The sequence below is a fragment of the Pseudooceanicola sp. genome, assembly GCF_029213205.1.
In the GTDB taxonomy this organism is placed as follows: Bacteria; Pseudomonadota; Alphaproteobacteria; order Rhodobacterales; family Rhodobacteraceae; genus Pseudooceanicola.
Genome location: NZ_JARGNH010000001.1, coordinates 302,150 through 320,283 on the forward strand (window position 1 = coordinate 302,150; position 18,134 = coordinate 320,283).

Genomic DNA, 18,134 nt, shown 5'->3' on the forward strand with positions numbered 1-18,134 from the left:
GTCGCGTCTTAGCGCGACAGCTCTTTCATGCCGGTCGCCAGACCTTCCAGGGTCATCGGATGCATCCGGTCCTCAAATATCTCGCGCACCATCTTGATCGACTGGGTATAGCCCCAGTATTTCTTGGGCACCGGGTTGATCCAGAGGTTGTCGGGCCATTGCTCACGCGCCCGGCGCAGCCAGGTTTCGCCCGAATCCTCGTTCCAATGCTCATTGGCACCGCCGGGATAGGCCACCTCATAGGGCGACATCGAGGCGTCGCCGATAAAGATCGCCTTGTAATCATGGCCATAGGTGCGCAGCACGTCCCAGGTCGGGGTCTGGTCGGACCAGCGCCGGTGATTGTCCTTCCACAGCCCCTCGTAGACGCAGTTGTGGAAATAGAAATGTTCCATGTGCTTGAATTCGGCCTTGGCCGCCGAAAACAGCTCTTCCATCACTTTGACATGCGGGTCCATTGAGCCGCCGACATCGAGAAACAGCAGAACCTTGACCGCATTGCGCCGCTCGGGCCGGGTTTTCACGTCCAGATAGCCATGTTCGGCGGTGGCGCGGATGGTGTTGTCGAGATCAAGCTCTTCGTCGGCACCGTCACGGGCCCAGCGGCGCAGGCGTTTCAGCGCCACCTTGATGTTGCGGGTGCCAAGCTCGACAGTGTCGTCGAAATTCTTGAATTCGCGCTTGTCCCAGACCTTGACCGCCCGTTGATGGCGGGATTTTTCCTGGCCGATGCGCACCCCTTCGGGGTTGAAGCCCTGGGCGCCGAAGGGCGAGGTGCCCTTGGTGCCGATCCATTTGCTGCCACCCTCATGGCGGCTTTCCTGTTCGCGCAGCCGTTCCTTCAGCGTCTCCATCAGTTTTTCAAAACCGCCGAGCGCCTTGATCTCGTCCATCTCTTCCTTGCTAAGATGCTTTTCCGCCATCTGTTCCAGCCACTCGGCGGGCAGATCGACCGCCTCAAGCACCTGTTCGAACGAGATGTTTTCGAGACCCTCAAAGGTCTTGGCGAAAGCGATATCGAATTTGTCGATGTTGCGTTCGTCTTTCACCATCGCGGTCCGCGCCAGGTAATAGAACGCCTCGGGGTCATAGGTGGCGAGGCCAACCTTGATCGCCTCGAGAAAGGTCAGGTATTCGCGCAGAGTCACCGGGACGGCGTGTTTGCGCAGGTTTTCAAAGAAGGGAATGAACATCAGATCAACGCACGATGAAGGAAAAGGGTAAGGAACAGGCTACCGAGAGCCAGGATCATGGCATGGACGACAGCGTATTGCAAAACGTCCACGGTCTTGCCGCCGCGCGACCGGGCACGCCAGCCGCCAAATAATGCGCCCAATACGGCGCCGATGATCACCAGCATGTCAGCCTCCGGATCTGGTCGGGTTCAGCGCGGCAACTTCTGACAGTTTCGCCCGCACCGCCCATTCGGGACCAAAGCCATAGCGCGCCCAGCCGAGGCTGTCACGGCGGATCGCACGAGCTTGTGAAACCCGACCGGACATTTCCAGCGCTTCGGCCTGCAACATCTGGATCGAGGCGAGCAGCGCGGCATTCTCATGGCTTCGGGCCAGCTCGGCCTGACCGTTGAGCAAATGCAGTGCTTCGTCGCCCTGACCGCGGGCGATGGCATGGGCAGCCAGCTGGGCGCGGACAAAGGCGCGGTGGATTCGGGTTTGCGGGGTGCGGGAATAGATCGCATCAGCGCTGCGGTAATGCGCCAGGGCGGAATCGGGGTCGCTGGCCTGGATCAGGCGGCCAAAGGCGTAATGAGCAAAGGCCCGGCGGTGATCGCTCCAGCCCTGCCTTGTGGCGATTTTCAGCGCGGTCGAGGCGGCGTTCAGCCGCCCTGCCGGTGAGGCTCCGGGGCCGAGGGCGGATTGAATCGCCTCGATCCAGGCGCGCGGGGTTTCATTCAGCGGGTTTGACGGGCGGTGTTCGCCGCCCGGATTCAGCCGCGCAAGGAGTGCTGGCAGGCGGGCTGCAACCTGATCGCGGGTCATGCCACTGCGCAGTTCCGGCGCATAGAAGGCGCGCAGGATCAGCATGTCAAAGGCGGTCAGCACGGTGTGGATATTGTCATCGTTGAACACCGATGAATCCAGCCGGTAGAGGTCGTTGAGCGGCCCCAGGGCCTGCGCCAATTCCTCGTGCAGGCAATCGCGCATTTCCTGCGGGCTGACGTCATTGGGGATAAAGATCGCGATCTTGCTGCGGGTGGTCAGGCTGGCCCAGGAGACCGAGGCCCGGCGCCGGACACCGGCATATTCGTTCAAGCTTGCCACATTGGGCACCACGAAACAGGCGGCCTGGGGCAGGTAGCGCCGGATCTGGTCGCCGGTGACGGCCTGAATGGTGATCCCGGCGGCGCCACTGCTGCGCGCGATGTCGAGCCCGGCCTCGCTGCGCATCCGTTTCAGCACCCGGTCCAGTTCGGTGGCCATGCCTGAGGGCAGGTTGCCGGTGATTCGCACCCGGATCGGGCCTTCGAATCGGGTCAGAACCGGCAGCTCGCGCCCGCTTTCCAGGCGGAATGCCAGGTCAAGGAAATCGCGGGCGATATCGGCGTTGCTGGCGTTGATCTGGCCGCGGCCGCCACGCGATTCGGCGAACAGCTTCATCGGCGGCATCCGCTGGCCGGTGGGCGCGGTGGCGGCACGCGACAGCGCGTCGTCGTTGCGCGGCAGCGGCTGACAGGCGGCGAGGACCATCAACAGGCCAAAGGCGGTGCTGAGTCTCATCCAGCAGGCCGCTGGTATTTGATGAAATCGGTTTTCTGCGCGATCCGGTCATAGAGGCGGCGGGCGGTGGTGTTGTCCTCTTGCGTCATCCAATAGACCGATGGCGCCCCGGCCGCATCGGCACGGGCATAAACCGCCTCGATCAGCGCCCGGCCAACGCCGGTGCCCCGGGATTCCGGCAGCGCATAGAGGTCCTGAAGGTAGCAGACATTTTCCAGCTTCCAGCCATGGCGGTGGAATAGGTAATGCACCAGGCCCACCGGTTTTCCATCAAGAACCGCCAGCAAGCCGTTGTAATCCTGAGGGTCATCGCCCAGCAGCCGGGCAAAATAGACATCACGCACCGCATCGGTGGTGCTGGTCTTGTAGAAGTCCAGGTAGAGGTCCCAAAGCCGCGCCCATTCGGCGCGGTCTGAGTGCGTGATCGGGCGCACGATCAGGGTCTGACCCGCCATTCTCTACCTCATCGCTGCACTACATTCGGACAGGGCGCCATCTCAGCGCCTTGCCCGCCCTGACCCTGCCGGGGTTTTCCGGCAGGATTAAGGCGATGCCAATACTATCGTTGGCCCCGGGCCATGAAGGCAAGCCGTTCGAACAGATGCACGTCCTGTTCGTTCTTCAGCAGCGCGCCATGCAGCTTGGGCAGGGCGTTGGCGCCGTCGCGTTTCAGATCCTCCGGGGTCAGATCCTCGGCCAGCAGCAGCTTCAGCCAATCCAGCACTTCCGAGGTCGAGGGCTTTTTCTTTAGCCCCGAGGTCTCGCGCAGTTCAAAGAACTGGGTGAGGGCGGTGGTCAGCAACTGTTCCTTGATCCCGGGATGGTGGACGGCGACGATCTGTTTCATCGTCTCCATGTCGGGGAAGCGGATGTAGTGAAAGAAGCAGCGGCGCAGGAAGGCGTCCGGCAGTTCCTTTTCGTTGTTCGAGGTGATGATCACGATCGGGCGAACCTTGGCGGTCACGGTTTCGCCGGTCTCGTAGACGTGGAATTCCATCCGGTCGAGCTCTTGCAGCAGGTCGTTGGGGAATTCGATATCGGCCTTGTCGACCTCGTCGATCAGCAGCACCACCTTGTTGTCAGCGGTGAAGGCATGCCAGAGCTTGCCCTTCTTGATATAGTTGGAAACGTCATGCACCCGTTCGTCGCCCAGCTGGCTGTCGCGCAGGCGTGAAACGGCGTCATATTCATACAGGCCCTGCTGCGCCTTGGTGGTCGATTTGATGTTCCATTCGATCATCTCGAGTCCCAGGGCGCTGGCGACTTGCCGTGCCAGTTCGGTCTTGCCGGTGCCGGGTTCGCCCTTGACCAGCAACGGACGTTCCAGCGTCACGGCGGCGTTGACAGCCACGGTCAGATCGTCAGTGGCGACGTAGTCCTTGGTTCCCTTGAATTTCATATTGCGTGTATTCCCTATCTGCCTTGGGTCGCTTCGCGATGCCCGATCTCCTGTCCCGGCAGAGACTAAGGCGCTTCTCCGGGGGCCGCAATCATTCACTTGCCGGTCGGCAGGTTCCGATAGGCGGGCGCAGCCTGGTTCTGCTGCGCGATCCGATGGTTAATCGTTTCCGCTTTGTGTAGTGACAAGGCTTACTTAAAGGAGTAAATCCCTGATCAAAGGGGTGGCCAGCTGACCGTCGGTGCGCCAAAATCGACGGCTCGGCCATATTTCAAGGAGCCTTGTTGATGAAAGCTGAAGCCTTTCTTTCCGACGATTATCAACCCGCCGAGAACGAACCTTTCATGAACGAGCGGCAACTCGAATATTTTCGTCGAAAACTCTTGGGCTGGCGCGATGACTTGCTGGCCGATTCACGCGACACCATCGAAGGGCTGCAGGACGGCACCCGCAACATTCCCGATGTTGCCGACCGCGCCAGCGAAGAAACCGACAGGTCGCTGGAATTGCGCACCCGTGACCGGCAGCGCAAACTGGTGACCAAGATCGACGCCGCCCTGCGCCGGATCGAAGAGGGCGAATATGGCTATTGCGAAGTGACCGGTGAGCCGATCAGCCTGAAACGCCTGGACGCCCGCCCGATCGCCACCATGAGCCTTGAGGCGCAGGAGCGTCACGAGCGCCGTGAGAAGGTACATCGCGACGATTGAGGCGCGATGCCGCCCGAGGGGCGGTGACCCCGCGGGGATTGGTGGCAAGAGATTTCAGAAATCATACGCGCCGGGCTTTCGCTGCGGCGCGTTTTCGTGTCTGCACGCTGCATGGATTTGAAGCAACTCAACATTGTCGTCCTGGGGGCGGGCATCGGCGGTCTGGCGGTGGCCCGGGCGCTGGCGTTGCGCGGTGCCACGGTCACGGTGCTGGAACAGGCGCATGAGATCACCGAGGTCGGCGCCGGATTGCAGATTTCACCGAACGGCCTCGCGGTGCTGCGCGGGCTCGGGCTGGAGTCGGCGTTGATGGCAACGGCGCCGGTGCGGGCGCGGGCGGTTTGCCTGCATGATTTCAGCGGCGCCGACGTGCTGCGGTTGGATCTGGACCGGCACGGGCGCGACCAGCCGCATCTCTGCGTGCACCGCGCCGATCTGATCGCGGTGCTGGCGGCGGGTGCCCGCGCTGCCGGGGTGCAGATCCGGCTGCTGCAAAAGGTAAAAACCGTGCACCCCGGTGCGGTGCCGGAGGTCGAAACCAGCTCTGGTGCCCGGCTGCGGGCGGATCTGGTGATTGGCGCCGATGGGCTGCATTCCAGGCTGCGCGCGGTGCTGGCACCAAAGCTGCGGCCGGTGTTCACCGGGCAGGTCGCCTGGCGCGCGGTGCTGCACGAGCCGACGGACCCGCTGCCCGAGGTGCGCCTCTACATGGGACCGCATCGTCATCTGGTGACCTACCCGCTGCGCGGCGGCGGGCAGCGCAATATCGTTGCGGTCGAGGAAACCAAGGCCTGGACCGAAGAGCGCTGGTCGCAGGTCGGCGACCCGGAGGTGCTGAGCCGTCGCTTTGCCGATTTCGGCCCCGAGGTGCAGCGGCTGCTGGGGCGGGTCGGACCGGTGCATCGCTGGGGCCTGTTCCGGCATCCGGTGGTTGATCGCTGGCACGGACCCGGGGTGGCGCTGCTCGGTGATGCGGCCCATCCGACCCTGCCGTTCATGGCCCAGGGCGCCTGCCTGGCGCTGGAGGATGCCTGGGTGCTGGCCGACGCTCTGGCGCAGGCGGACGGGCGCGACGCGGGGCTGGCTGCCTATCAGGCCGCCCGTCGTGACCGGGCCCGGCGGGTGGTCGCGGTGGCCTCGCGCAATGCCTGGAAATACCATCTGTCGCTGCCACCGCTGCGCGCCGCCGCCCATGCGGCGCTGCGCCTGGGCGGGCGGCTGGCCCCGGCGGCGATGCTGCATCAGTTTGACTGGATCTATCGCCATGACGTGACCGGCGGTGTGGTGCTGGCGGACGCGGTGTAGGGCGCGCTGCCCCCGCCGGGCCTGCGGCCCGACTCCCCCGGAATATTTCTGGCAAGATGAAGCGGTGGCGCGCGGGGACGGGCGGCGGGCTTAGCCCTTGTGGATCCAGCCTCCGCCGAGAACCCGGCTGCCGGTGGTTTCATAGAACACACAGGCCTGACCGGGCGCGACGCCCTCTTCGGGGGTCAGCAGCTCGACCTCGGCGGTGGTGGCGGAGAGCGGGCGCAGGATCGCCTCGCGCGGCGGGCGGGTCGAGCGGACCTTGACCGAGATATGGCGCTCAGCGACATCATCAAAGCCGCCGTCGCCCAGCCAGTTGACCTCGCGCAGCGGCACCCTGCGGGTGGCCAGCATCGCCTTGGGTCCGACGATCACCCGGCGGTTGTCGACATCGAGCCCGACCACATAGAGCGGGTCGCTGAGACCGCCGATACCAAGGCCGCGACGCTGGCCGATGGTGTAATGGATGACCCCGTCATGTTGACCAAGGACCTGGCCATCTTGATCGACGATCTCGCCCGGATCGGCGGCGCCGGGGCGCAATTTCTCAATCACCGCAGCGTAATTGCCGTTGGGCACGAAACAGATATCCTGGCTGTCGGGCTTGTCCGCCACCGCCAGCCCGTATTTCGCCGCAAGTTTCCGGGTTTCGTGTTTCGAGGCGAGATGGCCGAGCGGAAACCGCAGAAATTCCAGCTGTTCCGGAGTGGTCGAAAACAGAAAATAGCTTTGATCGCGATTGGCGTCGGTGGCGCAATGCAACTGCGCGCCATTGGCGCCCAGCTTGCGCTGGATATAATGACCGGTGGCCATGCAATCGGCGTCAAGGTCGCGCGCGGTTTGCAGCAGATCCTTGAATTTCACCCGCTCATTGCACCGAATGCAGGGCACCGGTGTCGCCCCGGCCAGGTAGCTGTCGGCGAATTCGTCGATCACCGCATCCCGGAAAATGTTTTCGTAATCCAGTACATAATGCGGAAACCCCATCTCTTCGGCGACCCGGCGGGCGTCATGGATATCGATCCCGGCACAGCAGGCCCCCTTTTTCGCCAGCGCCGCACCATGATCATAAAGCTGCAAAGTGACACCGACGACATCATAGCCTTCTTCGGCCAGCATCGCCGCCACCACCGAGCTGTCGACCCCGCCGGACATCGCCACCACCACGCGGGTTTCCGCCGGGCTTTTTGCAAAGCCAAGTGAATTCAAGTGCTTGCTGTGATCTAGGGCCATGGTCGTTCCGATTTTTCTGGGCGGGTCATCCGGCGATCTGTTGCGCAAGTCCCCGAAAATATAGGAAAATTCGAGACACAAACAAGCCGGCGTTTCACCACCCGTTAAGCCCGTATGGCGAGGTTTGCGCGACTTTCGCAGCATTTGTGCAGCACGCCGCAAAACGGGATGACGGCCATGTATCTTAAGAAGGTTGCCGGGCCAAGGGCCGTGACGCTTGCCGATGGGTCAATAATGACCCGCGCTGACCTGCCGTCGGCCGAAACCTGTCGTTGGGTGGCCTCGCGCAAGCTGGCGGTGGTGCGCGGCGTGGTCTACGGGCTGATCAGCCGCGAAGAGGCGCTGAAACGCTATCGTTTGACGCCCGAGGAATTCACCGAATGGGTGACCGCGGTGACCGAACATGGCGAAGAGGCGTTAAAGGCGACCAGCATTCAGAAATTCCGCGGTGGTCCCGGCATTGGTTAACATCCCGAAATGGCGATTTACAGAAAATATCGCACAATTGTGCGGGCGGGGGTAACATTACGTTAACCATTTGGGACCACCTTCGCTTAGCATGATTGCGAGCTGTGGAGGAACCGGTATGCGTGTTTTGTTGGTAGAAGACGATCCGACGACGTCAAAAAGCATTGAATTGATGCTGACCCATGCCAATCTCAACGTCTACACCACCGATCTGGGGGAGGAGGGGATCGACCTCGCCAAACTCTATGATTACGATTTGATCCTGCTCGACCTCGGGCTGCCGGATATGAATGGCCATGATGTGCTGCGCCAATTGCGGATGGCCAAGGTGGAAACGCCGATCCTGATCCTGTCGGGGGCCGATGACACCCAGAACAAGATCAAGGGATTTGGGTTTGGCGCCGATGACTACATGACAAAACCGTTCCATCGTGAGGAATTGGTGGCCCGGATTCATGCAATTATTCGCCGTTCAAAGGGCCATGCGCAGTCGATCATCAACACCGGCAAGGTCTCGGTCAATCTGGACGCCAAGACGGTGGATGTCACGGGGAAACCGGTGCATCTGACCGGCAAGGAATACCAGATGCTGGAACTGCTGAGCCTGCGCAAGGGCACCACCCTGACCAAGGAAATGTTCCTCAACCACCTCTATGGCGGCATGGATGAGCCGGAGTTGAAGATCATTGACGTGTTCATCTGCAAACTGCGCAAGAAGCTGTCGACCGCCACCGGTGGCAACAATTACATCGAAACGGTCTGGGGGCGCGGCTATGTGCTGCGCGATCCGCAACCCGACGAGATCGACGATCAGCGCATCGCGCTTGGCGCCTGACCCTAACGGGCGCGAATTGTGGCAGTGAACCTGCGAGGGGCGGGTGTGCGGCTGACTCGCCTATGGACCTGTTTCGCTGCCGCGCCTATCTCTGATACCGGGAATAGGGGGCCAAGCCCTGTCGGATTCGGAGGGCCCGGTGGCCAGGACAGACCCGGTCAAAGACCTGAGCGAAACGGCGGCACGCGATGAGCTGGCGGATCTGGCTGTGCGCCTTGGCCGTGCCAATCTGGCCTATCATGGCCAGGATGCGCCCGAGATCTCGGATGCCGAATACGACGCGCTCAAGCAACGCAACGCCGCGATTGAGGCACGTTTTCCGCATCTGAAGCGTGCCGACAGCCCCAGCGATGTCGTTGGCTCCAGCCCGGCCGATGGTTTTGCCAAGATCCGCCATGCGGTCCGGATGCTGTCACTGGCCAATGGCTTTGACGCCGAGGATCTGCGCGAATTCGATACAAGGGTGCGGCGCTATCTGGGCCTGGCCGATGACGCGCCGCTGGGCTTCACCGCCGAGCCCAAGATCGACGGGCTGAGCCTGTCATTGCGCTATGAGGATGGGGGTCTGGTGCAGGCGGCGACCCGGGGCGACGGCGAAACCGGCGAAAACGTCACCGCCAATGCCCGCACCATCGCCGATATCCCACAGCGGCTCAGCGGCGCCCCGGCAGTGCTGGAGGTGCGCGGCGAAGTCTATATGAGCCATGCCGATTTCACCGCCTTGAACGCACGCCAGACGGCGGCGGGGGAAAAACCATTTGCCAATCCGCGCAATGCCGCCGCCGGATCGCTGCGCCAGCTCGATGCCGAAATCACCCGGGCCCGACCGCTGCGATTCTTTGCCTACGCCTGGGGCGAGGTGACGGAACCGCTGGCCGACACCCAGAAACGGGCGATTGACCGGCTGGCTGCGCTCGGGTTTCAGACCAATCCGCTGACCCGGCTCTGCGACGGGCCCGAGGAAATGCTGGCCCATTATGCCGCGATCGAGGCGCAGCGCGCGACGCTTGGCTATGACATCGACGGGGTGGTCTACAAGGTTAACGATCTGGCGCTGCAGGCGCGGCTCGGCTTTCGCTCGACCACGCCCCGCTGGGCGCTGGCGCATAAATTCGCCGCCGAACTGGCCTGGACCTGGCTTGAGGCGATCGACATTCAGGTCGGCCGCACCGGGGCATTGTCACCGGTGGCGCGGCTGCACCCGGTGACAGTCGGCGGCGTCGTGGTGTCGAACGCGACGTTGCACAATGAGGATTACATTGCCGGCCGCGACGCCAAGGGCAACCCGATCCGCGGGGGCAAGGATATCCGCGTCGGCGATTGGGTGCAGGTCTATCGCGCCGGGGACGTGATCCCCAAGATTGCCGATGTCGACCTCGACAAACGGCCCGAAACCGCGCAGAAATTCGACTTTCCAACGACGTGCCCGGAATGTGGATCCGATGCCATCCGCGAAGAGGGCGACGCGATCCGGCGCTGCTCGGGCGGGCTGATCTGCCCCGCGCAAGCGGTTGAAAAGCTGAAACATCTGGTCGCACGCGGGGCCTTTGACATCGAGGGGCTGGGGGCGAAACAGGTCGAACAGTTCTATCGCGACGGCTGGATCAGGGAACCGGCGGATATCTTTACCCTGCGCGCGCGCTTTGGCAGCGGTATGCAACAGCTGAAGAACCGTGAGGGCTGGGGCGAACTCAGCGCCAACAACCTGTTTGATGCGATTGATGAGAAACGAAAAATTCCACTGTCGCGGCTGCTGTTCGGGCTGGGCATCCGGCATGTCGGCGAAAGTGCCTCGGCACTGATTGCCAACCATTACGGCGACTGGGATGCGCTGGCCTCGGCAATGGCCGCCGCCCAGGACGGGGGCGAAGCCTGGGAGGAGCTGCTGGCCATCGACGGGGTCGGGCAGGTGTTGGCGACTTCGCTGGTCACGGCGTTCGGGCAGGCGGCGGAACGCGCCTCGATCGACCGGCTGGTGGCGCAATTGTCGGTGCAAAAAGCCGACCCACCGGCCCAATCCGACAGCCCGGTCGCGGGCAAGATCGTCGTTTTCACCGGCACCCTGGAAAAGATGACCCGGGCCGAAGCCAAGGCGCGGGCCGAGTCGTTGGGGGCCAAGGTCGCAGGGTCGGTTTCGGCCAAGACCGATTTGCTGGTGGCCGGGCCGGGGGCGGGGTCGAAGGCGAAAAAGGCCGCCGACCTGGGCGTTGAGACCATTGACGAGGACGGTTGGCTGGCGCTGATCGGTGCCGGATGAGCGCGCGTCCGGAAATCCTGTTTCCGCTGTTCGCGGAGCTGACGGCATTGCCCGGCATCGGCGACAAGACGGCGCAGCATTTCGGCCAGATCGGGATCACAAGGCCGCGCGATTTGCTGCTGCATCTGCCGGTCGGCACCATCGACCGGCGGCGGCGACCGACGATCCGCGGGCTGCTGCTGCCGACCACCGCGACCGTCGAGGTCGAAATCGGGGCGCATCGCAAACCACCGGGGCGCAGTGGCGCCTATCGGGTGAATGTGCGCGACGCCGAAACCGATTTCCAACTGGTGTTTTTTCACGCCAAGGCCGCTTACCTGGAACGGCTGCTGCCGGTCGGCGAACGGCGCCTGATCTCGGGCAAGGTCGAGCTGTTTGACGGTGTGGCGCAGATGCCGCATCCCGATCATGTGCTGCTGCCCGACGAGGCGGGCGAGATGCCGGAGTTTGAGCCGGTTTACCCGCTGACCCATGGCATCACCCAGCGGGTGATGGCCAAGGCGGCGGATGCGGCACTGGACCGGGCGCCGGATCTGGCCGAATGGATTGACCCCGGGCAGATGCTGGCAACTCATTGGCCGGGCTGGCGCGACGCCTTGATTGCCGCGCATGCGCCGTCGGCGGATATCGCCCCGAATGATCCGGCGCGCGAACGGCTGGCCTATGACGAACTCTTTGCGCATCAGCTGACCCTGGCGCTGGCGCGTCGCTCGATCCGGCGCGGCAAAGGCCGGGTGACCCAGGGCGACGGCGGCCTGCGCGACCGGGTGTTGGCAGCGCTCGATTTCGCACCGACCGGGGCGCAGAGCCGCGCGATTGCCGAAATCGCCACGGATATGGCCAAGGGCGAGCGGATGTCGCGGCTGCTGCAGGGGGATGTCGGATCCGGCAAGACCCTGGTGGCGCTGCTGGCGCTGCTGATTGCGGTCGAGGCCGGTGGCCAGGGCGTATTCATGGCGCCGACCGAGATTCTGGCGCGGCAACATCTGGACAGCCTTTTGCCGTTGGCCGAGGCCGCCGGGGTGCGAATCGAGGTGCTGACCGGGCGCGACAAGGGCAGCGAGCGGCGGGCCCGGCTGGCGCGCCTGGCGGCAGGCGAGATCGATATCCTGATCGGCACCCATGCGGTGTTTCAGGCGGATGTGCATTTCGCTGACCTGCGGCTGGCGGTGATCGACGAACAGCATCGCTTCGGGGTGCGCCAGCGGTTGGAACTGGGCCAAAAGGGGCAGGCGCCCGACATGCTGGTGATGACCGCGACGCCGATCCCGCGCAGCCTGGCGCTGGCGACCCATGGCGATATGGATATCTCGGTGCTCGACGAAAAACCGTCGGGGCGCAAACCGGTGACCACAGCGCTGGTGTCGCTGGGCCGGATCGACGAGGTGATCGCGCATCTGCGCCGCGCAGTGGCCGAGGGCCGGCAGGCCTATTGGGTCTGCCCGTTGGTCGAAGAGAGCGAGACCCTCGATCTGACCGCCGCCGAGGACCGGTTCAAGGCGCTGCGCGCGCTCTTTGGCGAGGGGGTCGTCGGGCTGGTGCATGGGCAGATGCCTAGTGCCGAAAAGGACGCGGCGATGGCGGAATTTGTCGCCGGGCGCAGTCAGGTCCTGGTGGCGACCACAGTGATCGAGGTTGGGGTGAACGTGCCCAATGCGACGATCATGGTGATCGAGCGGGCCGAGATCTTTGGCCTGTCACAGTTGCATCAACTGCGCGGCCGGGTCGGGCGCGGTGCCGCGCAATCGACCTGCTTGATGCTCTACCAAGCGCCGCTGGGAGAGGCGGCCGAGCGGCGGCTGGCGCTGCTGCGCGAGACCGAGGACGGGTTTCGCATTGCCGAGGTTGATCTGGAAATGCGTGGTGCTGGTGATGTCATCGGGGTGGCGCAATCCGGGTTGCCGCGATTCCGGGTGGCCGATCTGGACCGCCACGGCGCGCTGATGGCGGTGGCACAAAGCGACGCGCGCACCTTGCTGAGCAATGACCCGGAGTTGAAAAGCCCGCGCGGCCAGGCGGCCCGGGTGCTGCTGTGGCTGATGGGACAGGACGAAGCGATTCGTTTGATTTCAGTGGGTTAACCCGCTGAAGCCTGTTTTGTTCTCAAATGTTCTCAAAAAGTTCTTGCCATGTTGCGAGCGATATGAGAACAAAGGGGCAACAAACAACTGAGCAGGAGGAACGACAATGCTGGATCAGATCATCACGGTGGCGAAACGCGCCCGGGGCACGCTGATTCAGGATGCGATCGGTGCGGCGTCTTTGATGCTGATGCTGGTCGGCGCGCTCTACCTGCCTGGATTTGCCTGACGTTTTCTGCCTGCGATTCCCGTTTTCGAAGGTTCTACGCCCGCCTGCGTTCCCCAATGCGGCGTTGCGCCCTGGATTGCCTGTCCTTGCTGCCGGTTTGCCTCATTCCCCGGCCTGACCTTCTGTCCCCCGACGGGATCGCTCTTCCTGCCGCCGCCTTCCTGAACGGAAGTGCGGCGGTTTTTTTTGTTTGCGGACCTGTTGCCCTATTGCCCGGTGGCACCACGCGGAGGGTTGCACGACGTCTGTCAGAACCGATAGGCCAGACGCAGCCCGCCCCAGTGTCGTCCCTTGACGGTGATGGGCGCCGACAGATCCTTCATCATCTCGAAATGGCCACCGCCCATGTCACGCCGATAGACCTGCAGCAGGAACGGTTCGACATTGCGCCCCGCCTTCAGCCCGACCCGGTCGTCAAAGATCCGGCGGTTTCGACAATTGGCTACGTTCCAGGCCGGATCCTCGCCCTGTGGTTGCGCGAATTTCTGGTTGTGGGTCGGCAGATAGCCCTGGCGGTCGACCGCTGCGCAGAACACCACTCGTTTGTCGAATTCCAGCGCCGGTTCCTGGATCGCGGGCAGCACCCGATCAGTGAAATTGTTGAACCGTGCCATATGTTGGCGCGGATCGCTGCCGGGAATCTCTCGGTAAGTGGTGTCAAACAGGTCGGCGATGCTGATCTGGCCCTGGGTCAACCCGGCCTCAAAGGCGGTTGAAATCGCCTTGGCCACGCGCTGCGCCTCGGTGATGAAACGGCTATCGGCCGAAGATCCACGGAGGACCACACTGTCCTGCACCAACAGTTCCGCGCTTTCGATCAATCCGCCGAAGTGCTGCGCCGCTTTTTCGGTGCCGAGCGCTCCTTGGCGCAGCATTTGGGTGATCCCGGCAAAGGCGGGGGCAAACCCGGCGAATTTGGCGCTGGCGGCGGCGGCGTCCTCGTTCAGCAGGCGGGCCTGATCGCCGGCGTTGCGCAGCCCTTGGGTCGAGTCGATGGCAGCGGTCTGGGCGGCCTCGCCGCGTTCGATCATGGTGGTGATCACCTCGGCCAGCCGGGCGGTGTCCGATTGCGTCTGCACCAGCCAGTCGGTCAGGTTGGCGACATTCTGGGTGACGTCCTTGGCGGCGGCCCCGGTGCGCCTGGACAATTCGTTGATCGCATCGGCCACCACCGAAAACCCGCGCCCGGCCTCGCCGGCGTGGGCGGCCTCGATCTTGGCGTTGATCGCCAACATGTTGACCTGGGTGGCGATGGTCAGGATCTGGTCATTGTTGAGCTTGACTGCATCCAGCACCGGCTGAATATCAAAGGCGCGGTTCAGCATCGCGGCGGAGACGCTGACCATGTCCCCGGCGGCGTCGCTGGCCCCGTCGAGACCCTTCAAGCTTTCGGTCAGCCCGATGAGGGCTGAGTCGACCGACAGCACCAGCGCCTGCAGCGACTCCGCCACCACGCTGTTGATCTGGATGACATGCGCTGCATCCTGGTCTAGCCGGTCGAACGCGATGAGGTGACTTTTGCCATCGGCATCCAACTGTTCCAGCAGACCGGCAACCGCGACGATTTCCCGGCCCAGCGAACTGGCGGTCTTGGCGACACGGTTCAGGCGGCCTTCGGCGGGGATGTCGCTGTGCTGGATCGGTTCGGATTTCATCTGTGCCTGTGGGCAATTACGCCGCTAGAGAATGCCCATCAGGTATAGCCGTGCGAATCCGAACAGGGGGTTAAGCGCAGTCGCTTTGTGCCGCCTGATCCAGCGCCTCGACCGCCGCCTCCAGTGACAGCAGGATCGAGGCATGACGGTTCTTGTACTCGCGCGCCGGGCGCAGCACCTCAAGCCCGTCAAAGGGCGCCGCCGGGGTCGGAGCGCCGTCCTTGAGCATCGCCTTGAGCGCATCCCGCGCCGCGACGACCTCAGCGGTGCTGCAGCCGACGATGACACCGCCGACAATGCTCGCTGCCGCCTGACCGAGGGCGCAGGCGCGCACCTCCTGGCCATAATCCACCACCTTGCCGTCGGCGACGCGGATATCCACGGTCACGGTCGAGCCGCAGAGCGGCGCGCGCCGTTTCACCGTGGCGTCGGGCGCTTGCAGTCGGTCCTGGCGCGGGATATCGGCGGCCAGTGCCAGAATGCGACTCGAATAGAGCTTGATCAGGTCGCTCTCGCCGGACATGGGCATTTCCTTTCCTTGGTGGATCCTAGATAGTATTGCAGCCCGAGGATGCAAAAGGTTTTTGACATGGTTTTCGACCCCGCCACCCTCACATACGACGCAAACGGGCTGATTCCGGCGATTGCCCAGGATGCCGAGAGCGGCGAGGTGCTGATGATGGCCTGGATGAACGCGGCCTCGCTGGCAGAAACCCTGGCAACCGGTCGGGTCTGTTACTGGTCGCGGTCGCGTCAGGCCTTCTGGCGCAAGGGCGAAAGCAGCGGTCATGTCCAAACCCTGGTCGAGATGCGGGTCGATTGTGACCGCGATTGCCTGTTGATGCAGGTCGCGCAGGTCGGCCCGGCCTGTCACACCAATCGGCGCAGCTGTTTTTACACGGTGATCGAGGATGGCGAAGAGCGGGTGGTGATGGCGCCAATCGCCTAAAGCCCGACCATCCTGCGAATCTCGGCCGGGCTGATACCGGTGTCGCGGTACTGTCTGATGGCGCGGGCATCGTCGCGTTTGGCCAGCCGCTTGCCCGCGTCGTCACGGATCAGCCGGTGGTGATGATAGATCGGCGTCGGCAGGCCCAGCAGATGCTGCAGGATCACCTGGATCGGGGTGAAATCGAACAGATCCTCACCCCGTATCACATGGCTGATCCCCTGATCGGCATCGTCAAAGGTCGATGCCAGGAAATAGGCGACGATATGCTCGCCCCGGCGCGACAGGACGATATCGCCGATATCGCGCAGCGCGGTTTCCGGCGTCACGATGTGGTGCCCGGCGTGGGCAGGGCCGTGTTCCTCAAAGCTGAGATCATGCCCCTTGAGCTGGCGCAGCGCCGCCGCAAGGTCGAGGCGGAGCGCATCGCCCGGCAAGCGGCTGTCCATCGACCGGCTACGACAAGTACCGGGATAGACCTGATGTTCGGCGCCTTCCTGCGGCGCGGCCAGGGCGGCGCGAATGTCGCCTCGGCTACAGCCACAGGGGTAGAGCAGGCCGGTTTCGGCAAGGATTTCCAGCCGGGCATTATAGTCCGCGATATGTTCTGATTGGCGGTGCAGCGGCCCGTCCCAGCTGAGTCCGAGCCACTCCAGATCGGCCAGGATCAGCGTCTCCCATTCCGGCTTGCTGCGCTCAAGGTCGGTGTCTTCCATCCGCAGCAGGAACCGGCCGTTTGCGGCCCGGGCCATGTCATGCGCCAGGATCGCGGAATAGGCATGGCCCAGATGCAGGGGGCCGGTTGGGCTGGGGGCAAAACGGGTGGTGAAAGTCATGTCTTTCCCGCGGTTTGCCGGTCGGTCTTCATCTCAGGCCGGGGCCGCCTCGGCCGCCAGCCAGCGCTGCCATTCGCCCTTGGCGCGGTCGGTATAGGCCTTGTAGCGGTCCTTGCGGCCACGCCGTCCGCCACGCAAATCCTCGACCGGGCGGAACAGGCCGAAATTCACGTTCATCGGCTGAAAAGTCTTGGCCTCGGCACCGCCGGTGATGTGGTGGATCAATGCGCCCATGGCGGTGTCCTGCGGCACTGGCGGCAGGGTCCGGCCCAGAATGTCCGCCGCCGCCATGCGTCCGGCAACCAGCCCCATGGCCGAGCTTTCGACATAACCCTCGACGCCGGTGACCTGACCGGCAAAGCGGATATGCGGGCGCGAGCGCAGCCGCATCTGATCATCCAGCAGGGTCGGTGAGTTCAGAAAGGTATTGCGGTGGATGCCGCCGAGGCGGGCAAAGCTGGCATTCTCCAGCCCCGGAATCATCCGAAAAACATCGGTTTGCGCGCCGTACTTCATCTTGGTCTGAAAGCCGACGATATTGTAGAGCGTGCCCAGTGCATTGTCGCGGCGCAGCTGCACCACCGCATAGGCCTTGTCCTCGGGCCGGTGCGCATTGGTCAGCCCGATCGGTTTCATCGGACCGTGGCGCAGGGTCTCGCGACCGCGTTCGGCCATCACCTCGATCGGCAGGCAGCCGTCGAAATAGGGGGTCGGATCGGGGGCGGATCCGGCTTCGCCGTCATGGAATTCGGTCTTGTCGGCGGCCAGCAGCGCGTCGATGAAGGCCTCATATTGCGGCTTGTCCATCGGGCAGTTGAGATAGGCCTTCTGCTCGGCCTCGGTGCTGCCCTTGTCATAGCGGCTCTGCGCCCAGACCACGTCCATGTCGATGCTGTCGGCATAGACGATCGGCGCAATGGCATCGAAAAACGCCAGCCGTTCGGCCCCGGTTTCAGCCTGAATCGCCATCCCCAAAGCGGGCGAGGTCAGCGGCCCGGTGGCAAAGATCCAATGGCCATCATCGGGCAGGGCGGTGATCTCGCCCGCTTCAATCCGAATGCGTGGATGGGCGGTCAGCCGCGCGGTGATCGCCTCGGAAAACAGGTCACGGTCGACCGCCAGAGCGCCGCCGGCGGGCAGGCGATGCTGGTCGGCTGTGGTCATGATCAGCCCGTTGGCGGCGCGCATTTCCCAATGCAGCAACCCGACCGCGTTCTGCTCATTGTCATCCGAGCGGAACGAGTTGGAACAGACCATTTCTGCCAGATTGCCGGTCTTGTGGGCAAAGGTGGCGACCTTGGGCCGCATTTCGTGGATCACCACGTCAACGCCAAGTTCCGCCGCCTGCCAGGCTGCTTCTGATCCGGCCATGCCGCCGCCGACGATGTGCAATGTCTGTGTCATTTCAGGCGATCTAGGGCATCGGCGGGGCTTTGGAA

Annotated in this window: 18 protein-coding genes; 8 read left to right on the plus strand and 10 right to left on the minus strand. The window is 63.5% G+C overall.

Going from position 1 to position 18,134, the window contains the following annotated elements; all coding sequences use genetic code 11:
- Positions 1–8: 8 nt before the first annotated feature.
- From P1U48_RS01500 to P1U48_RS01520, 5 genes are all read right to left on the minus strand, one after another.
- Positions 9–1,193 carry a VWA domain-containing protein gene (locus P1U48_RS01500; protein WP_301066415.1) on the minus strand — a complete coding sequence of 395 codons (1,185 nt, stop codon included), beginning with the start codon at positions 1,191–1,193 and terminating at the stop codon, positions 9–11.
- Positions 1,193–1,360, minus strand: coding sequence for a hypothetical protein (locus P1U48_RS01505; RefSeq protein ID WP_301066417.1), 168 nt, complete (start codon positions 1,358–1,360; stop codon positions 1,193–1,195). Before P1U48_RS01505 ends, P1U48_RS01500 begins: the two co-directional genes overlap by 1 nt.
- A gap of 1 nt (position 1,361) precedes the next feature.
- Positions 1,362–2,738, minus strand: a complete 1,377-nt coding sequence (locus P1U48_RS01510; RefSeq protein WP_301066419.1) for a DUF2927 domain-containing protein — start codon at positions 2,736–2,738, stop codon at positions 1,362–1,364.
- Entirely contained in the window at positions 2,735–3,193 is a 459-nt protein-coding gene (locus tag P1U48_RS01515) for a GNAT family N-acetyltransferase (protein ID WP_301066421.1), read from the minus strand. The genes P1U48_RS01510 and P1U48_RS01515 overlap by 4 nt, the downstream gene beginning before the upstream one ends.
- Before the next feature lie 104 nt (positions 3,194–3,297).
- Positions 3,298–4,137, minus strand: a complete 840-nt coding sequence (locus P1U48_RS01520) for a MoxR family ATPase (protein WP_301066423.1) — start codon at positions 4,135–4,137, stop codon at positions 3,298–3,300.
- 287 nt (positions 4,138–4,424) lie between these two features.
- Between P1U48_RS01520 and dksA the strand changes: the two genes are divergently transcribed.
- Both dksA and P1U48_RS01530 read left to right on the plus strand, forming a co-directional pair.
- Complete coding sequence (dksA, locus tag P1U48_RS01525; RefSeq protein WP_301066425.1) at positions 4,425–4,847, plus strand: RNA polymerase-binding protein DksA; 423 nt, start codon at positions 4,425–4,427, stop codon at positions 4,845–4,847.
- Positions 4,848–4,958: 111 nt separating this feature from the next.
- The gene (locus P1U48_RS01530; RefSeq protein WP_301066428.1) at positions 4,959–6,152 is read left to right on the plus strand and encodes an FAD-dependent monooxygenase; all 1,194 of its coding nucleotides are present in this window, start codon (positions 4,959–4,961) and stop codon (positions 6,150–6,152) included.
- A gap of 90 nt (positions 6,153–6,242) precedes the next feature.
- Here P1U48_RS01530 and mnmA read toward each other — a convergent pair whose 3' ends face one another.
- Positions 6,243–7,385: a tRNA 2-thiouridine(34) synthase MnmA gene (gene mnmA, locus P1U48_RS01535; protein WP_301066430.1), complete on the minus strand. Its 1,143-nt coding sequence runs from the start codon at positions 7,383–7,385 to the stop codon at positions 6,243–6,245.
- Between the two features lie 177 nt (positions 7,386–7,562).
- Here mnmA and P1U48_RS01540 point away from each other — a divergent pair, with 177 nt between their 5' ends.
- From P1U48_RS01540 to P1U48_RS01560, 5 genes are all read left to right on the plus strand, one after another.
- Positions 7,563–7,853: a DUF1153 domain-containing protein gene (locus P1U48_RS01540; protein WP_301066432.1), complete on the plus strand. Its 291-nt coding sequence runs from the start codon at positions 7,563–7,565 to the stop codon at positions 7,851–7,853.
- A 118-nt stretch (positions 7,854–7,971) separates the two neighbouring features.
- Positions 7,972–8,688 carry a response regulator transcription factor CtrA gene (gene ctrA, locus P1U48_RS01545; protein WP_301066434.1) on the plus strand — a complete coding sequence of 239 codons (717 nt, stop codon included), beginning with the start codon at positions 7,972–7,974 and terminating at the stop codon, positions 8,686–8,688.
- Positions 8,689–8,827: 139 nt separating this feature from the next.
- The gene (gene ligA, locus P1U48_RS01550; RefSeq protein WP_301066436.1) at positions 8,828–10,945 is read left to right on the plus strand and encodes an NAD-dependent DNA ligase LigA; all 2,118 of its coding nucleotides are present in this window, start codon (positions 8,828–8,830) and stop codon (positions 10,943–10,945) included.
- Positions 10,942–13,026 carry an ATP-dependent DNA helicase RecG gene (gene recG, locus P1U48_RS01555; protein WP_301066439.1) on the plus strand — a complete coding sequence of 695 codons (2,085 nt, stop codon included), beginning with the start codon at positions 10,942–10,944 and terminating at the stop codon, positions 13,024–13,026. Before ligA ends, recG begins: the two co-directional genes overlap by 4 nt.
- A gap of 106 nt (positions 13,027–13,132) precedes the next feature.
- The gene (locus P1U48_RS01560; protein ID WP_301066442.1) at positions 13,133–13,255 is read left to right on the plus strand and encodes a hypothetical protein; all 123 of its coding nucleotides are present in this window, start codon (positions 13,133–13,135) and stop codon (positions 13,253–13,255) included.
- 248 nt (positions 13,256–13,503) lie between these two features.
- Here P1U48_RS01560 and P1U48_RS01565 read toward each other — a convergent pair whose 3' ends face one another.
- Both P1U48_RS01565 and P1U48_RS01570 read right to left on the minus strand, forming a co-directional pair.
- On the minus strand, positions 13,504–14,910 hold the full coding sequence (locus tag P1U48_RS01565) for a methyl-accepting chemotaxis protein (protein ID WP_301066445.1): 1,407 nt from the start codon (positions 14,908–14,910) through the stop codon (positions 13,504–13,506).
- Positions 14,911–14,980: 70 nt separating this feature from the next.
- Positions 14,981–15,433, minus strand: a complete 453-nt coding sequence (locus P1U48_RS01570; RefSeq protein WP_301066447.1) for an iron-sulfur cluster assembly scaffold protein — start codon at positions 15,431–15,433, stop codon at positions 14,981–14,983.
- A 66-nt stretch (positions 15,434–15,499) separates the two neighbouring features.
- Between P1U48_RS01570 and hisI the strand changes: the two genes are divergently transcribed.
- Positions 15,500–15,859 (plus strand): phosphoribosyl-AMP cyclohydrolase, encoded by a 360-nt coding sequence (gene hisI, locus P1U48_RS01575; protein ID WP_301066449.1) that lies wholly within the window; start codon positions 15,500–15,502, stop codon positions 15,857–15,859.
- Here the strand turns inward: hisI and gluQRS are convergent.
- Complete coding sequence (gluQRS, locus tag P1U48_RS01580) at positions 15,856–16,695, minus strand: tRNA glutamyl-Q(34) synthetase GluQRS (protein WP_301066451.1); 840 nt, start codon at positions 16,693–16,695, stop codon at positions 15,856–15,858. The genes hisI and gluQRS overlap by 4 nt on opposite strands.
- A 33-nt stretch (positions 16,696–16,728) precedes the next feature.
- Entirely contained in the window at positions 16,729–18,099 is a 1,371-nt protein-coding gene (trmFO, locus tag P1U48_RS01585) for a methylenetetrahydrofolate--tRNA-(uracil(54)-C(5))-methyltransferase (FADH(2)-oxidizing) TrmFO (protein ID WP_301066453.1), read from the minus strand.
- Positions 18,100–18,134 lie beyond the last annotated feature (35 nt).

Excerpts from the sequence above, each read along its gene's own strand:
- P1U48_RS01500 (WP_301066415.1), bottom strand. The coding sequence starts at position 1,193 with ATGTTCATTCCCTTCTTTGAAAACCTGCGCAAACACGCCGTCCCGGTG.
- P1U48_RS01505 (WP_301066417.1), bottom strand. The coding sequence starts at position 1,360 with ATGCTGGTGATCATCGGCGCCGTATTGGGCGCATTATTTGGCGGCTGG.
- P1U48_RS01510 (WP_301066419.1), bottom strand. The coding sequence starts at position 2,738 with ATGAGACTCAGCACCGCCTTTGGCCTGTTGATGGTCCTCGCCGCCTGT.
- P1U48_RS01515 (WP_301066421.1), bottom strand. The coding sequence starts at position 3,193 with ATGGCGGGTCAGACCCTGATCGTGCGCCCGATCACGCACTCAGACCGC.
- P1U48_RS01520 (WP_301066423.1), bottom strand. The coding sequence starts at position 4,137 with ATGAAATTCAAGGGAACCAAGGACTACGTCGCCACTGACGATCTGACC.
- dksA (WP_301066425.1), top strand. The coding sequence starts at position 4,425 with ATGAAAGCTGAAGCCTTTCTTTCCGACGATTATCAACCCGCCGAGAAC.
- P1U48_RS01530 (WP_301066428.1), top strand. The coding sequence starts at position 4,959 with ATGGATTTGAAGCAACTCAACATTGTCGTCCTGGGGGCGGGCATCGGC.
- mnmA (WP_301066430.1), bottom strand. The coding sequence starts at position 7,385 with ATGGCCCTAGATCACAGCAAGCACTTGAATTCACTTGGCTTTGCAAAA.
- P1U48_RS01540 (WP_301066432.1), top strand. The coding sequence starts at position 7,563 with ATGTATCTTAAGAAGGTTGCCGGGCCAAGGGCCGTGACGCTTGCCGAT.
- ctrA (WP_301066434.1), top strand. The coding sequence starts at position 7,972 with ATGCGTGTTTTGTTGGTAGAAGACGATCCGACGACGTCAAAAAGCATT.
- recG (WP_301066439.1), top strand. The coding sequence starts at position 10,942 with ATGAGCGCGCGTCCGGAAATCCTGTTTCCGCTGTTCGCGGAGCTGACG.
- P1U48_RS01560 (WP_301066442.1), top strand. The coding sequence starts at position 13,133 with ATGCTGGATCAGATCATCACGGTGGCGAAACGCGCCCGGGGCACGCTG.
- P1U48_RS01565 (WP_301066445.1), bottom strand. The coding sequence starts at position 14,910 with ATGAAATCCGAACCGATCCAGCACAGCGACATCCCCGCCGAAGGCCGC.
- P1U48_RS01570 (WP_301066447.1), bottom strand. The coding sequence starts at position 15,433 with ATGTCCGGCGAGAGCGACCTGATCAAGCTCTATTCGAGTCGCATTCTG.
- hisI (WP_301066449.1), top strand. The coding sequence starts at position 15,500 with ATGGTTTTCGACCCCGCCACCCTCACATACGACGCAAACGGGCTGATT.
- gluQRS (WP_301066451.1), bottom strand. The coding sequence starts at position 16,695 with ATGACTTTCACCACCCGTTTTGCCCCCAGCCCAACCGGCCCCCTGCAT.
- trmFO (WP_301066453.1), bottom strand. The coding sequence starts at position 18,099 with ATGACACAGACATTGCACATCGTCGGCGGCGGCATGGCCGGATCAGAA.